Origin of the sequence: Haloprofundus halophilus (assembly GCF_003439925.1) — an archaeon.
GTDB lineage: Archaea > Halobacteriota > Halobacteria > Halobacteriales > Haloferacaceae > Haloprofundus > Haloprofundus halophilus.
The window spans coordinates 1,186,897-1,200,807 of record NZ_QQRR01000001.1; the positions used below are offsets into that span (position 1 = coordinate 1,186,897).

Below are 13,911 nucleotides of genomic sequence, written 5' to 3' on the forward strand. Positions count from 1 at the left end.
ATAATTTGTATTTATTTTACACTCACCGGTAAAGTCCAAGCTGGTATCCTGTGCGAACGAGCGGGCGAGCGCATCCCAATACCGACCGGCTCGGGTGTGACTTACGTGGTAACAGAGTAACCACTAACCCCGTTCAGAAACTCTACCACGTATGTGGCCCTGGGGACACCTCGCGTTCGGGTACGTCTGGTACTCGGTATGGAGTCGGACAACAACGCGCGAACCACCGACCGAGGTTTCGACTCTCGCAGTCGTGCTCGGGACGCAGTTCCCCGACCTCGTCGACAAACCGCTAGCGTGGGTGTTTGGCCTGCTCCCGAGTGGGCGTTCGCTCGCTCACTCGGTACTCACCATGGCACTCGTCGTAGGTGTGCTCTATTTCCTCGCCCGAAAGTACCGACGAACCGACCTCGTCACCGCGTTCGGTATCGGCTACGCGTCGCATCTCGTCGGTGACTCTCTCTCCGCGCTTTTCGACGCCGAGTACGGAGAGTTGGCATTTTTACTGTACCCGCTTATGTACACCGACTACGGAGAGGAGTACGGTTTCCTGTACCGTTTGGCGCAGTTGGACATCGGTGACTTCCTCGGCCCGCAGTTTCTCGTCGCCCTCGCCGTCGTCGTCCTCTGGATAATCGACGGAGCACCGGGACCGGGGGCGCTCAGTTCCCTCCTGAAACGCGCGTACGACAGACTCGCCGGAACGAGCCAAAGCGAGTCAGAACACGGCGGTTGACGCTGTTTCGGCGTCCGAGGTTCGCAGATCTGCATCCTTACGGTAGCCGACGATGGTCGGGTCCTTTCCGGGTCGGTCGACGCGGAGTGTGACCGTCGAGAACCCGAGATTCTGCAGTCGCGTTCGCAACTGCTCGGCGTTGTCGTGGGCTTCGACGTAGACGAATCGACAACGGTCAGCCGAGAGGGATTCCGCCAGACCGTCGATGACAGCTGGACCCGTCCCCTGAACGTCGATTTTGACGACCGTCGGTGCAGGTATTTCGCCCCGTTCGACGAGTCGGTCGCCCGCTACCGTCTCGGTGGAAAACGAACCAATCGGGTCGCTGCTGGGGTAAATTGTGTCGAGCGAGCCGTGCTGTGCCCCCGCTTCGTCCGTGTCGTACAGGTAAAACGTCGCCGTCTCGATGCGGTCGGAGAGCGGCCGCTGCTGGATTGGAGTTTCGATGCCGTTCGCCGCGAGGTTGACGCGCAATCGCTCGACGTTCGGCGGATACGGTTCGAAGGCGACGACAGTGCCGTCCGTCAGCAGGCTGTCGACGAGACAACAGTAGATACCGATGTTCGCGCCAACGTCGTAGAACACGTCGTCTTCCTCGATGTGCGCGAGCAGATGTCTGAGCACCGCTTCTTCGTCCCAGATGCGGTTTTCGATGTTGTTCCACTCCATGAACGTCGCCGGGTAGAAAACGGCGCTCGCGTCGTCGACCGCAAGACGGTACGTCGGCGAGACTCGCAGATACGCGTTCACTGCGGACTGGTACGCCTTCACGCCGTATGTGTAGACGGGCGTCCCCCACAACAGGTCTGCGAGTGAACCCACGAGCGACATAGCAATCGGGTCAACATCGACTGACTAAACAGTTCGTCACGTCTCCGCCAGAAACCGATGGGGGTGACAGATTCTCTCCCGGTTGTACGTCAACAGTCGCAGAGTAGCGCCTGCTATCGGTTACGGTCCATCGAACACAATGTCGCGATACCGACTGTCCGGTCTGCGCGAACAGACCTTAATTACCTGTCACATTGTGGCTTCTTACAGCACATGGGGGATTCACCAAGATGACGACGACTACTGGACATTGGGATTCTGTTATCGTACCGGCGAACTTCTCGATAAACGCCGTTGCCTGTCTGCGGTCGCTTGCACCAAGAGACGTCCATACCATCGTCGTCTCTGAGCACGACGATGTCCCGGCCTTCGCCTCGAAGTACTGTAACGAGAAAGTACTGATGCCGTCGCCGTACGACAACTTTCCGGCCTACAAAGAATCGCTTCTCGCACTGGCGACTCGACCGGACGTACGGACGGTCGTTCCCACGCGAGAGATGGATGCGTACATCCTCTCGAAGTACCGCGAGGAGTTCGCAGAACACGTCACCGTCGGGTGGCCGACGTTCGACTCACTTCGCACCGCTCAAGACGGCAAGGAGTTGGCGGAGGTCGCAGAGCGACTCGACATCCCGGTTCCGAAGACAGAGACGCTCGACGAAGTCACCGACTGGGACCGAAAACTCATCGCCAAACAACGGTACTCGTTGCTCGCGGAGGATTACGTCGACTTCCTCGAACCGGGGACGTGTGAAGGGAGGATGGACCCGATATACCTCGAATCCGGGTCCGAACCCGACACGGATGCGATAATCGACGAGATGCTCGGCCACGTCCCCATCACCCAGGAGATCGTCAAGGGCGTGGAGTACTCGTTTCGTGCGCTCTACGACCACGGCGAACCGGTCGCGACGAGTCTTCGACGGCAACTACGCGGGAAGACGTACGCGGGCGGTATGAGCGTGTTCCGCGAGATGACCCACGACCCCGAGGTGGAGGAACTCGGGGAGCGACTGCTGACACATCTCGACTGGCACGGCTTGGCATCGGTGCAGTTCATCAAAGACCACGAGAGCGGCGAGTTTTACTTCCTCGAAATCAACCCCCGAATCTGGGCGTCGGTGCTGCTCGACGTGCGTGCCGGTGCCGACTATCCGTACAACTACTGGCTCATGACGCAGGGTCGGACGGACGAAATCGATCCGGGGTACGAAGAGGGTGTAGCCACACATCTCCTCGCTGGAGAACTTCAGTATCTCTGGAGCGTCGTGCGACACAATTACCCAAACGTCGACAAACCGTCGATTCGGACTGCTACCTGGGAAGTCGCGTCGTCGATCTACGAACATCCCCACTTCGACTTCGTGAGTTTAGACGACCCGCGGCCGTTCGCACAGGGCATCCTCAACACACTGTCGCGGGGTCGATAACTCGATGTCGGCGCACAGACGCGCCGTAACCGGAGTCGACGGACGATCGAGTAGCTTCGAGGTATCGAGACTGTATCGAATCCGAACACCCACAGCGTGGACGAGAACGGTAACACGGAGCTAACAGATGGATCTCGGTCGCTCATCGTTTAACATGGTCCTCTCGAAGGGCGGCGGCGCCCTCCTGATGTTCGCCGCCGTCACCTTCTTCGCGCGGAGTCTCGACTCCGCGCAGTTGGGGATCTTCTTCCTCTTTTTCGCCGTGCAAGGGCTCCTCTCGATTCCGGCCGACTTGGGCCTCCGCGGCGCACTGGAGAAACGTCTCAGCGAAGGACAGAACCCCGAGACGGTACTCGGGTCGGCGGTCGCGTTCAAACTAGTGTTGCTGGCGATAGTGTCGCTCGCGATATTCGCGTTCCGACCCTGGTTGAACGATTACCTCGGTGCGGACCTCGCGAACCTTCTCATCGCCACCGTCGTGCTTCGAGAGCTGTCGTTGCTGTACATTCACGCGGTTCGTGGCGAACTTCGAGTCGGTGAGACCGCCCCCATCGAGTTCGCTCGACGACTCACGTGGGTCGTCGTAGCGATACTGCTCATCACACAGGGTTTCGGCATCCGGGGTATCGTCTACGGCCTCATGCTCGGGTCCGTCGTCGCGTTCACGTGGGCGTACGCGAAGTGCACGACCAGTATCGGCAGACCCTCGATAGCGGAGACGAAGTCGCTTTTTGTCTTCTCGAAGTACGACACTATCAACTCCGTAGGTGCCGAAATCTATCAGTGGATGGACTCGGCGTTCATCGGGTTCTTCCTCGCTGCGCAGTTCGTCAGCGCGTACGAAATCGCCTGGCAGATAACTCTTCTCGTCATCATGGTGAGCAAATCTATCTCGCTGACGCTGTTCCCACAGATCAGTCAATGGAACGCCACAGCGTCCATCGACCGTATCGAAGAAACCGTGTCGACAGCCATTAGTTTCGCCGTCTTCGTCTCGATTCCGGCGATTATCGGATCGATGCTCTACTCGACCGAGATTCTGCGCTACATCTTCGGTCCCGAGTACACCATCGCCTCGATGGTGCTCGTCATCCTCATGATAGAGAAACTGTTCCAGTCGTTCAACGACATCGTCGGCGACTCCGTCCGCGCCATCGACCGTCCGGATCTCGCTGCGAGAGCGACGGTCGTCTCGGTCGGAATCAACTTGATTCTCAACCCGGTGCTCATCGTCTCTATCGGATTCGTCGGTGCCGCCATCGCGACGACCGTCTCGTGGATGGTGAACACGGTGCTCCACACGAAGTACCTCTCGCAGTACATCACTATCGACATCCCGTACAGACTCGTCGGCTGGTACGCCGTGATGTCGGTCGTTATGGGCGGGATTCTGCTCGGTGTGAAATCGGTGCTCCCCGTTACCGGCCTCGTACTCCTAATCGCACAGGTCGGACTCGGTACAACCATCTACCTCGTCGCATCGGTCGTCGTCCCGGACGTGCGAAGACAGATCGTTCTCCCAGGGTTGCGGGTCATCGGTTCGCAGGTCTATTGGCGCTGACGTTCCTGGCGCTCGTCTCATCTCTGAGATATGATAGTCAACTGAAAATGACGTACCGGCGGAAATGAGAGAAATTATATGTGAATCAATCTGGTAAATATCTTGAATTTGGGCTGTCACGTTGTTTCGCCTTTGGTAGCTCGTTTACCAGTCCGGAAACCGTCACAGCCGAACTCTACCCATGTCACGAAACATTACACAAACCTCACAGAGGGAGATGCCCGTTGAGTGGAGTCCAAAAGCGATAGTGACGCTCATCGCCGGACTGCTCGTCGTGTTCTGGGGGAGCACGCTCGTTTCCACGTCATCGGGGATACTGCTCGGTGTTCGGGTACTCGCCGCGAGCGCACTGTACCTCTTTCTCCCCGGCGCACTGTTGGTACGGCTTCTCAACCTCCGAATCGGGTCGTTCGGTCCGTTCACTATCCTCTCCGTTGGACTGAGTTTCACCCTCTTGGCCCTGGTTACCGTCCTCTCCAGCGTCGTGTTCCCGATTTTCGGTGTCGGCGCGCCTCTCGGGTTCGTCCCGCTCGCGCTCACACTCACGCTGGTCATCGTGGGCCTCGCAGTTCTCGTCTCCTCGACGGAGACGACGCTCCCTCACCTCCACTACGAGTTGGACGTCTCACCGTGGGTTCTGGCGCTCGTCGCGTTTCTCCCGGGTGTCGCCGCAGTTGCCGCCATCGTGATGAACCAGTTCGGGTCCAACGTCGGTATGTACGTGTTCGTCGTCGCGACGGCGACCATCGTGGGACTCGCTTTCCTTCAGCTCATCCCACAGCAGCTCTATCCGTTCACCATCTTCGCCGTCTCAGTGTCGATGCTCCTACACCGGAACTTGCTGAGCGAGCACGTCATCGGCGCCGACATACAGAGCATGTTCTACACTGCGACGGTCGTCGGCAACACGCAGATTTGGAGTCCGGCCATCGGTGGGTCGTCGCTCGCCGTTCCGATGGTGAGCGCCGTTCCTGCCGCAGTGACGGTTCTCACCGGTATCGAACTGACGACGACGTACAAAGTGGTCTACGTCCTCCTGTTCGCGCTCGCTCCAGTCGGACTGTTCTATCTCACGCGCGAGATTTTCGACACCGACATCGCACTATACGGCAGTCTCCTCTTCACATTCTACCACCTCTCGTTCTACTTCACGCCCGACAAGCAGTTGGTCGCCGAACTGTTCGTAGTCGCGCTATTGCTCGTGTACTTCGGGACGTACTTCGAGACGCCCGGAAGCAAACTCGCGGGCGTACTGTTCACTGTCGGCCTCGTCTACAGTCACTACGGGGTGGCCTACGTGTTCGGTTTCGCGCTTCTGGCCGCAGTCGTCGGTCTGTTCGTGGTACAACGTATCGTCGGAGACGTCGAGCATCGGCTCTCGCTTTCGTACCCCGTTCTACTGTTAGTCGGTGCGACAGCGTGGTACGCATACTCGTCGCCGGAACTCATCGCCACGCTCCAGTCGGTCCCCCTGAGTCTCGCCGACCAAGTGGTGACGCTCCTTCAGACGGGCCTCGTGGAGGGTTCGGGCGGGAGCTACGTCTCCGAGGGCTCCGGGACGCTCGACGACATGCATCTCGCACTCTACATTCTCCTCACGGTGTTCCTCGGCGTCGGATTAGCGTGGCAGGTACTCACTCAACTGTACGAAATCCGCACCGGACAGTCACCCGCGTACGTCGAGTACACCGCGCTGGCGATACCGCTGTTCGTCTTCCTCGGGTCGTCGTACTTCTTCACGCTCAATCTCTGGGCCGACAGAGCCTATCAGATGGTGCTAATCGTTCTCGCCCCGTTCATGCCCATCGGCTACCGAATGCTCGCAGAGAAGATGGGTGTGGTAATTCGTCGTATCACGCCACAGAGCGTCGTTCCAGAAGGAACGAGTTGGGCGGTGCTAGCTGTCCTCCTCGTCGTCCTCTTGGGGTTCAACTCCGGGTTCCTGTTCGCGGCTATCGGGACCTCCCACAGCGCGACGTTCAACGGCGACGCACACGACTACGTCTTCGAAAACGACGAGCGAGCGGGTGCGGAGTGGCTCATCGCCAATACGAACGTCTCCGAGACGGACGCGTACCAACCGAGGGATGGGAACAGCGCACGAGAGATACCGATCTTCACCGATACGGTGACTAGCCAGATGCTCAGGTCGGAACTTCCGGAGAGCTACTACAACACTGAGACGAGACAGTTCAAAAACGAGTGGAGTCCTCAGTTCGAAATCGAGAACATCGATAGAGGGTACGTGTACATCCGCGAACGGGGCGTCTCCGAGACGAACACCGACGTTCCGACGAGTAGGCTATCGAGCGACAACGAGACCGAGATCACGTCCACACACAACGTCGTTTACAACAACGGTGCGGCCACCGTCGTCAGCGTCAGACCTGCAGCCTTCGCCGACGGGACGGTAGCACAGAACGAAACCACCGCGAACGGAACGACTCAACAGCGTCTCGCACTAGCAAACGGCGACAGCGCAGAGGCACCGAAACAGACCGTACACGACGCGTCAGCGTGGGACCGATGAGGGGAACGAACGACACACCGGAAGTGGAGAGCAACGGGGCCGACACACCGCTCGTCTCCTACATCATCGCGACGTACAACCGCGTCGACGACCTCGTCGAGGCCGTCGAATCCGCGCTCGACCAGCAGTACCGGCCGATAGAAGTGATCGTCGTCAGCAACTCGACCGACCGGATCCGCGAGGACGAACTGTTCGGCGACGGTGGTCGGTTCGACCGAGACGAAGTGCAGTACTACCACTTCGCCGAACGGATGGGTGCGCCCGGTGCGAAGAACGCCGCCATCGAGCGAGCGTCTGGCGACATCGTCGTACAGATGGACGACGATGCGGTCTTGGCCGACGACACCGCGACGGACGAAGTCATCAGGCTGTTCGAGACGTACGACAACGCCGGAATCTTGGCGTTTCAATCGTTGGACTACTACACCGGCGAGATAAAGATCGACGAGACGCCCGACCCGCCCGAGTTCCACATCGAGCCAGACGAACAGTTCTGGACGACGAGTTTCATCGGGATGGGGACGGCGTTCCGACGAGAGGTGTTCGAACAGGCAGGGCTGTACCCCGACAACTTCGTCTACGGCTTCGAGGAGATGGACCTCTCGATACGCGCCCTCGACGCGGGGTACGACATCCTCTACACGCCCTCAGTCGCCGTGTACCACAAGAAGACACCCGAGGGGCGACTCTCCGACAAGGAGACCAAAGAGCGCCTGGTCGAGAACAGAATCAACATCGCCGTTCGGAACCTCCCGTGGCGATACGTGCTGTTTACTAGTGTGATCTACTCGGTCTACGTCGTCCTACTCACGAGAAGTTTCTCTTCGCTCACGAACGTCTTTCGCCGCCTGTACAAGAAACGTGACCGCCTGTATGCTGAGCGGGACGTCGTCGACTCCGAGACGATAAAGCGCATCAAATCGAGTCAGACGATGCTGTTCCTCTGGTGGTACGGCCCGCATCCGAAGCGCATCCTCGGACGGGACGGGAATCTCAGTCGTCTGAAGTGGGAAGTGTGAACCGGCGCGCTTCGGAGTCCTCCCCGAGGCCGTCGAGTCGAAACGGAGAGTCGTAATACGTCGCGAAGACGACCGGACGCCCGAAAAACGCCACCGACGAGCGGTAACGTCCTATTGCGCGACCGAGTAACCGCAACGAACCGAGGTGGCTTGGCTACAGAAACATGCACCGAATCCCATATACGACAGGAGAAGCCGTGAAATCGAGAGAGAGCAGTGTCGAGAACGTCGCCCAGCCAATCGCAGAGCGTCGGAAGTGTCGCTGGAATACCAGTTACCGAATGTGATGTAACAAAACCAAAAACAGACCGAAGGATACGAACGTTTCTGTAAAAATAGGGGATTTCCGTGCCAATCTCCAAAGTCCCCGGACTCCTATGTACTCCATAACAAGATACGCGCTTGTCATCATCTCCATAGAGGGTCATACCTAATGGATGGGAGTTATTTCGAAGACGGCTACTCGGGTCTGGGGTCGGTATCGGGAGGGGAAAAGTACGCGCTCGGAGTGGTGCTCGACGGGGAGGACGACCACCATCTGCTCCGTCTACTCGGTCGTACCGCACAGCTCGGACATCCGCTACTCGCGGTTCGGCGGGACGGGACCGTGCTGTACGCCGTCGGGGTCGGCGACGAACCCATGGAGGTACACCAGGAAGTCGACTACGTAGGGGGCGGCGGAGAGACGGCACGTGAGGTGCTCGTCGAACTCGCGCGGACGTACGGCCTCCGCGGACTCGTCGTTCACGAGGACCCGAGCGCACCGGTCGACCTCGAGGCCAGTTTCGAGGCGCTCGAAGCCGAAGATACGTTCGTAGTCGAATCACTGTCGCGGCTGACCGAAGCGGCGGAGTCGGACCACGCGCCGGTCGTCGTCGGACTGCCCGCCTACAACGAAGAGAAGGCCGTCGGTTCCGTCGTCGAGAAGGTGCGTAACTACGCCGACGTGGTCGTCGTCGTCGACGACGGGAGCACGGACCGAACCGCAGAGCGGGCGTCCGAGGCCGGTGCCGTGGTCGTCAGGCACTCGGAGAACCGCGGCTACGGCGCGGCGCTGCAGACGCTCTTCACCGAGGGAAAACAGCGCAACGCGTCGAGTCTCGTCGTCATCGACGCGGACGGACAACACGACGCGAGCGACGTGCAGCGGCTCCTACGGCGACAGCGGGAGTGTGAGGCGGACATCGTCATCGGGAGTCGGTACACCGGTAGCGTGACGAGCGAGATTCCGCTCTACCGGCGCTTCGGTCTCTGGGTCATCAACGTCCTCACGAACCTCGGACTCGGAACGCTCCGCAAGGAAAACCGCATCGGAGACACGCAGAGCGGTTTTCGCGCGTACGGACCGAGAGCCATCGAGTCGCTGGCCGAAGACGAGACGCTCGGGTCGAACATGCAGGCCAGCACCGACATCCTGTTTCACGCTCGAAAACGGGGGTACGAGATCGACGAGATCGGGATTCGAATCCGGTACGACCTCGAAGACACCTACACCCAGAACCCACTTTCGCACGGCTACTCCGTGGTGAAAGGTGTCCTCCGGCTCATCGAGCAGGACCGACCGCTGACGACGCTCGGCGTTCCCGGGTTCGTCAGCGCGTTCGTCGGACTCACCCTCGGTTACTGGTCGGTGTTCGAGTACGGACAGACCGGCGAGTTCCCGCTGGTGCTCGTCGGGGTGTCGGGTCTCCTGTTGCTCGTCGGGTTCTTTGCGAGCGTCGTCGCCATCGTCCACCAGTCACTTCGAGACGTTTAACCGAGCTAACACAGCGAAGTCCGGACCGGACGGCACGCGCCGACAGTCGTCGACGCCGGACGTTCCGGCTCTCCACGCGCTCGCGGGTCGTCATCCCACCGGCAGAATCGTCGAGAGTCGCTGTCGCAGTTCGTTGACCTCCGAGCGGTCGATAGCGCCGAACAACACCGCTGCGACCAGGAAGACGGCAAAGCCCACCGGCGGGACGACGATCAACTCGACGACGTCGCCCTCCAAGACGAGCGGGAGTCCGTAGACGGGGACGGCGGCGACGGCGCTGGTGGCGACGATTCGTCCGAACCGGAGGTCGGAGATGGGGTCGAAGCCGATGCGGCGCGCAGAGAGGATGTGGAACAGGAGCATCGACCCGTAGCCGATGCTCGTAGAGACCGCCGCGCCGACCGTCCCGTATCTCGGGATAAGCAGCAGGTTGAGCACGAGGTTGAGCGTCGCGGACGCACCCGTCGCCAGAATCAGCAGTCGGAGTTCGCCCTTCCCCTGTCCGACGGCGAAAATCGGACGGGCGACGGCGAATCCGAGCGTACCGGGGAGCAACAACACAAGCGGAGCGACGGCAGCGAGATACTCGGTTCCGAAGTACAGCGAGACGAACTGCTCGGCGAGCGCACCGATGCCGAGACACATGATGGTCGTGATGAGGACGACGTAGCGCGTCGCCCGGCTGGTGACGTCGGTCACGGTGTCGATCTTGTTCTCGGACCACCACTCCGACGTCGACTGGAGCAGCACCGTCTGCATCGCCGTCGGGACGAACCAGAGGAACTCGGCGACGATGAGCGCGGCGTTGTAGTAGCCGGTCTGTTGGGCCCCCGACAGCGTCCGGAGGAGTATCAGGTCGACGTGGTACAGCGAACTCGTCAGGAGGATGAGGACGACGCTGAACGAGTTGTACGACAGCAGTTCCCGTCGGGGGAAATCCGAGGGGACGCGGCGGGTTATCGACCCGAGCGAGACGTATCTCGAGACGAACCAGAACACCGCGATAGCGACGACCCCGCGGGCGACGATGCGACCGACGAGAACGCCGACGACGCCCCATCCGATGGCCGCCAGCGGTACGCCGACCAGCGCGAACACGACCCACCGAGCCATCTTGGTCGGCTCGGAGATATGCTCGTAGCCGAGACCCATCAGCGTCCCGCGGCCGATCGCCCAGAGCTGCCGGATGACGACCAGCGCCGCGAGCATGTAGAAGTAGATCTCGAACTCGGGGCTGAAGAAGCGCTGGACGAGACCGAGTTGGAGGACGACGAGAATGATGACGACGGCGGCGAACGCCAGGGCGAGCCCCACCTGCATGTAGTACGCGAAGACGTTCGAGTTCCAGTCGGCGTCGGGACGTTGCTCGGCGATGTACTTGCGTATCCCGTCGAAGATGCCGGCGTTGATGACGATCATCGTGACGCTGAGCACGGACATCACGAACGCGTAGTCGCCGTACTCGGCGCTCGTCAGCACCCGAACGAGGATCGGCGTAATCGAGATCGAGAGAACGAGTACGCCCACGTCGGAGCTAAATATCGATAGAAATCCACGGACGACGTTCCGTCCCATCTAAGGTACTGTCAGAAGCGCTGGGCATAAGTATAGCGTCGGATACACGTTCGCTAACCAGTGTGACCGACTCTCATCCCTGTACCGACACGCGGACGAGTAGCGAACGGCGGAGGAGACGCAGCTCGAACGGTTGACACGGGAGGCGAGACGGAGCGACCGGCCGGAAGTGAGGAGACGACGTACGGTTCAGGTGTCGGTTCCGGCGCGTCGTTTGGCCGCTTTGATGAACCGGTACGCGCGCCGTCCGCCCAGCGTCGGGAGCAGAAACTTCACGAAGCGCGGTTCGAACGGGTACTGTTTCACGGCGGAGACCAGAAGCGGACGCGCTCGGTCGAACTCGCCGTGCATGACGAGCAGGCGGCCGACTCGGTAGGCGGCCCACGCGCGGAACTTCCGACCGAACAGGCGGCCGTACTCGCGGGCGAGCGGGTCGAACTTCTCGACGAACAGCCGCCGGGAGACCAACGCGTCGTCGACATCGTCGGTGATCCGACCGGGCGAGTCCGTCTGATAGCGGATGAGCGGTTCGCGGATGCCGGCGACCGAGCAGTGTCTCGACAGGCGGACGTACCACTCTAAATCCTGCCAACTGGGGAACCGCTCGTCCGGCGTACCGACCTCCTCGACGAGCGCCCGTCGAACCATCACCTTCGAGAACGTCCCGATGACGTTCCGACACAGCAGCGTCTTCGTGAGGCTGCCGTGGGCGACGGGCGTCACCGACTCCAGTTTCTCGCCGTCGCTGTCTATCACCTGCGTCCCGGTGTAGACGAGTCCGACCTCGGGGTGAGCGTCGAGCACCGCGACCTGTTTTTCGAGTTTGGTCGGCAACCACTCGTCGTCGTCGTCGAGAAACGCGACGTACTCGCCCTCCGCGGCCCGTATCCCCGTCGCGCGGGCGGCGGACCCGCCGCGGTTTCGCTCGTGGCGGATGACGCGGACGCGGTGGCGGCCGTCCGGGTTCAGCTCGTCGAGAACCGGCGCGGCCGGCCTCGGAGAGCAGTCGTCGACGACGAGGAGTTCGACGGCGTCGTACGTCTGGTCGAACACCGACTGGACCGCGGACCGGAGATACGCCGGCCGGTCGTAGGTCGGAACGACGACGCTGACCAACGGACGGGATACCGCAGACATACCCACCACTGCGACTGCCAGTTAGTTGAACATTGCCTCCGTGAAACGTCGTATCACCGCAGGGGAACATCGTGTCAACTGACTTTAATTTTTTATGAGAAGACAGCGATATCTCTGTATATGGCAGTTGTAGAGAGCGCACTCGTCGCAGTGCTTCTCGTCAGTGTGTTCCTGGTGGTGTACGCCTACGCGCTGTATCCGCTCGGGCTGTGGGCGGTCGCTTCGGTCGTCCCGGCGACGACTCCGCGGTGGGGGCGAGACGAGCTTCCGGAGGTCGCGCTCATCGTCGCCGCGTACAACGAGGAGGCCGTCATCGCCGACAAACTGGAGAACTGTCTCGAACTCGAGTACCCGGAGTCGAAACTCGACGTCGTCGTCTTCTCCGACGCCTCCTCGGACCGAACCGACGACATCGTCAGGTCGTACGCCGACCGCGGGATTCGCCTCGAACGAATCGAGGGCCGCGTCGGGAAGACGGCCTGTCAGAACGAGGTCGCCGAACTGGTCGACGCCGAGGTGCTCGTCTTCTCGGACGCGAACTCGATGTACGAACCCGACGCGGTCCGCGAACTCGTCTCGTCGATGGGGCCGGACGTCGGCTGCGTCGTCGGCGAACTCCGACTCTCCCGCGAGGACGACGACGTGGAGGGCGAGTCCATCTGGTGGCAGTACACCCGCTTCATCAAACAGCACGAGTCCCGAGTCGGGTCGGTCGTCAAGGGCAACGGCGCCATCTACGCCGTCCGCTCGGAGGCGTACGTTCCGCTGCCCGCCGACGCCATCAGCGACTTCGCCGAACCGCTCTCGATTCGCAGCGACGGCTGGCGCGTCGTCTACCAACCCGCCGCAGTCGCCCGAGAGCACACCGCAAAGAGCGTCGACGCGGAGCTCAACCGGAAAGTCCGTATCACGACGCGCTCGTGGCACACGCTCGCGCAGTACCTCCACCTGCTGAACCCGCTTCGGTACGGCAAATTCTCGGTGAAGTTCGCGAGCGACACGGTGCTGTGGTGGAGCACGCCGATGCTCTCCGCCGTCGCGTTCATTTCGCTGGGAACGCTCGCCGCGCTGACCAAGTCGCTTCTGTACGTCGTCCCGTTTCTGGCCGGCGTCGGCTTCCTGCTGTTCGGCCTCGTCGGTTATCTCCTCGAAGACGGGCGACGGAAGGTGCCGACCGTGTTCCACGTGCCGCACTACTTTCTGGTCGGCAACTACAGCCTCGTCGTCGGCGCGTGGAACTTCGTCAACAGCCGAAACGTCGTGACGTGGGAGACGGCCAACGAGTCGTCGACCAAAGAGTAAACTCGCGGGGTCGCCCGTGAGCTCCCGGCTCTGA

General features: G+C 60.9%; 10 protein-coding genes. 7 read left to right on the forward strand and 3 right to left on the reverse strand.

All coding sequences use genetic code 11. The features are described 5' to 3' along the window. The first annotated feature begins 151 nt into the window (after positions 1-151). A complete protein-coding gene (locus DV709_RS05930) occupies positions 152-736 on the forward strand; it encodes a metal-dependent hydrolase (protein WP_117592574.1) in 585 nt (194 codons plus the stop codon). On the opposite strand, the gene DV709_RS05935 is transcribed toward DV709_RS05930, so the two are convergent. After that, positions 719-1,567, reverse strand: coding sequence for an FkbM family methyltransferase (locus tag DV709_RS05935; RefSeq protein ID WP_117592576.1), 849 nt, complete (start codon positions 1,565-1,567; stop codon positions 719-721). The two genes, DV709_RS05930 and DV709_RS05935, sit on opposite strands and share 18 nt — an antisense overlap. A 401-nt stretch (positions 1,568-1,968) precedes the next feature. Here DV709_RS05935 and DV709_RS05940 point away from each other — a divergent pair, with 401 nt between their 5' ends. The 5 genes from DV709_RS05940 to DV709_RS05960 all read left to right on the forward strand — a co-directional run bounded on the left by DV709_RS05940 (position 1,969) and on the right by DV709_RS05960 (position 9,863). Next, a complete protein-coding gene (locus DV709_RS05940) occupies positions 1,969-2,997 on the forward strand; it encodes a carboxylate--amine ligase (protein ID WP_232819701.1) in 1,029 nt (342 codons plus the stop codon). A 127-nt stretch (positions 2,998-3,124) separates the two neighbouring features. Beyond that, positions 3,125-4,558 (forward strand): flippase, encoded by a 1,434-nt coding sequence (locus DV709_RS05945; RefSeq protein WP_117592580.1) that lies wholly within the window; start codon positions 3,125-3,127, stop codon positions 4,556-4,558. A gap of 247 nt (positions 4,559-4,805) precedes the next feature. After that, the gene (locus DV709_RS05950) at positions 4,806-7,088 is read left to right on the forward strand and encodes a DUF2206 domain-containing protein (RefSeq protein WP_157972662.1); all 2,283 of its coding nucleotides are present in this window, start codon (positions 4,806-4,808) and stop codon (positions 7,086-7,088) included. Beyond that, a complete protein-coding gene (locus DV709_RS05955) occupies positions 7,085-8,107 on the forward strand; it encodes a glycosyltransferase family 2 protein (protein ID WP_117592584.1) in 1,023 nt (340 codons plus the stop codon). The genes DV709_RS05950 and DV709_RS05955 overlap by 4 nt, the downstream gene beginning before the upstream one ends. Before the next feature lie 433 nt (positions 8,108-8,540). Beyond that, positions 8,541-9,863, forward strand: coding sequence for a glycosyltransferase family 2 protein (locus tag DV709_RS05960; protein ID WP_117592586.1), 1,323 nt, complete (start codon positions 8,541-8,543; stop codon positions 9,861-9,863). Positions 9,864-9,953: 90 nt separating this feature from the next. Here the strand turns inward: DV709_RS05960 and DV709_RS05965 are convergent, their stop codons facing one another. Both DV709_RS05965 and DV709_RS05970 read right to left on the reverse strand, forming a co-directional pair. Further along, a complete protein-coding gene (locus DV709_RS05965; protein WP_117592589.1) occupies positions 9,954-11,438 on the reverse strand; it encodes an oligosaccharide flippase family protein in 1,485 nt (494 codons plus the stop codon). Positions 11,439-11,627: 189 nt separating this feature from the next. Next, complete coding sequence (locus DV709_RS05970; protein WP_117592591.1) at positions 11,628-12,575, reverse strand: glycosyltransferase family 2 protein; 948 nt, start codon at positions 12,573-12,575, stop codon at positions 11,628-11,630. 120 nt (positions 12,576-12,695) lie between these two features. Between DV709_RS05970 and DV709_RS05975 the strand changes: the two genes are divergently transcribed. Beyond that, entirely contained in the window at positions 12,696-13,877 is a 1,182-nt protein-coding gene (locus tag DV709_RS05975) for a glycosyltransferase family 2 protein (protein ID WP_117592593.1), read from the forward strand. Positions 13,878-13,911 lie beyond the last annotated feature (34 nt).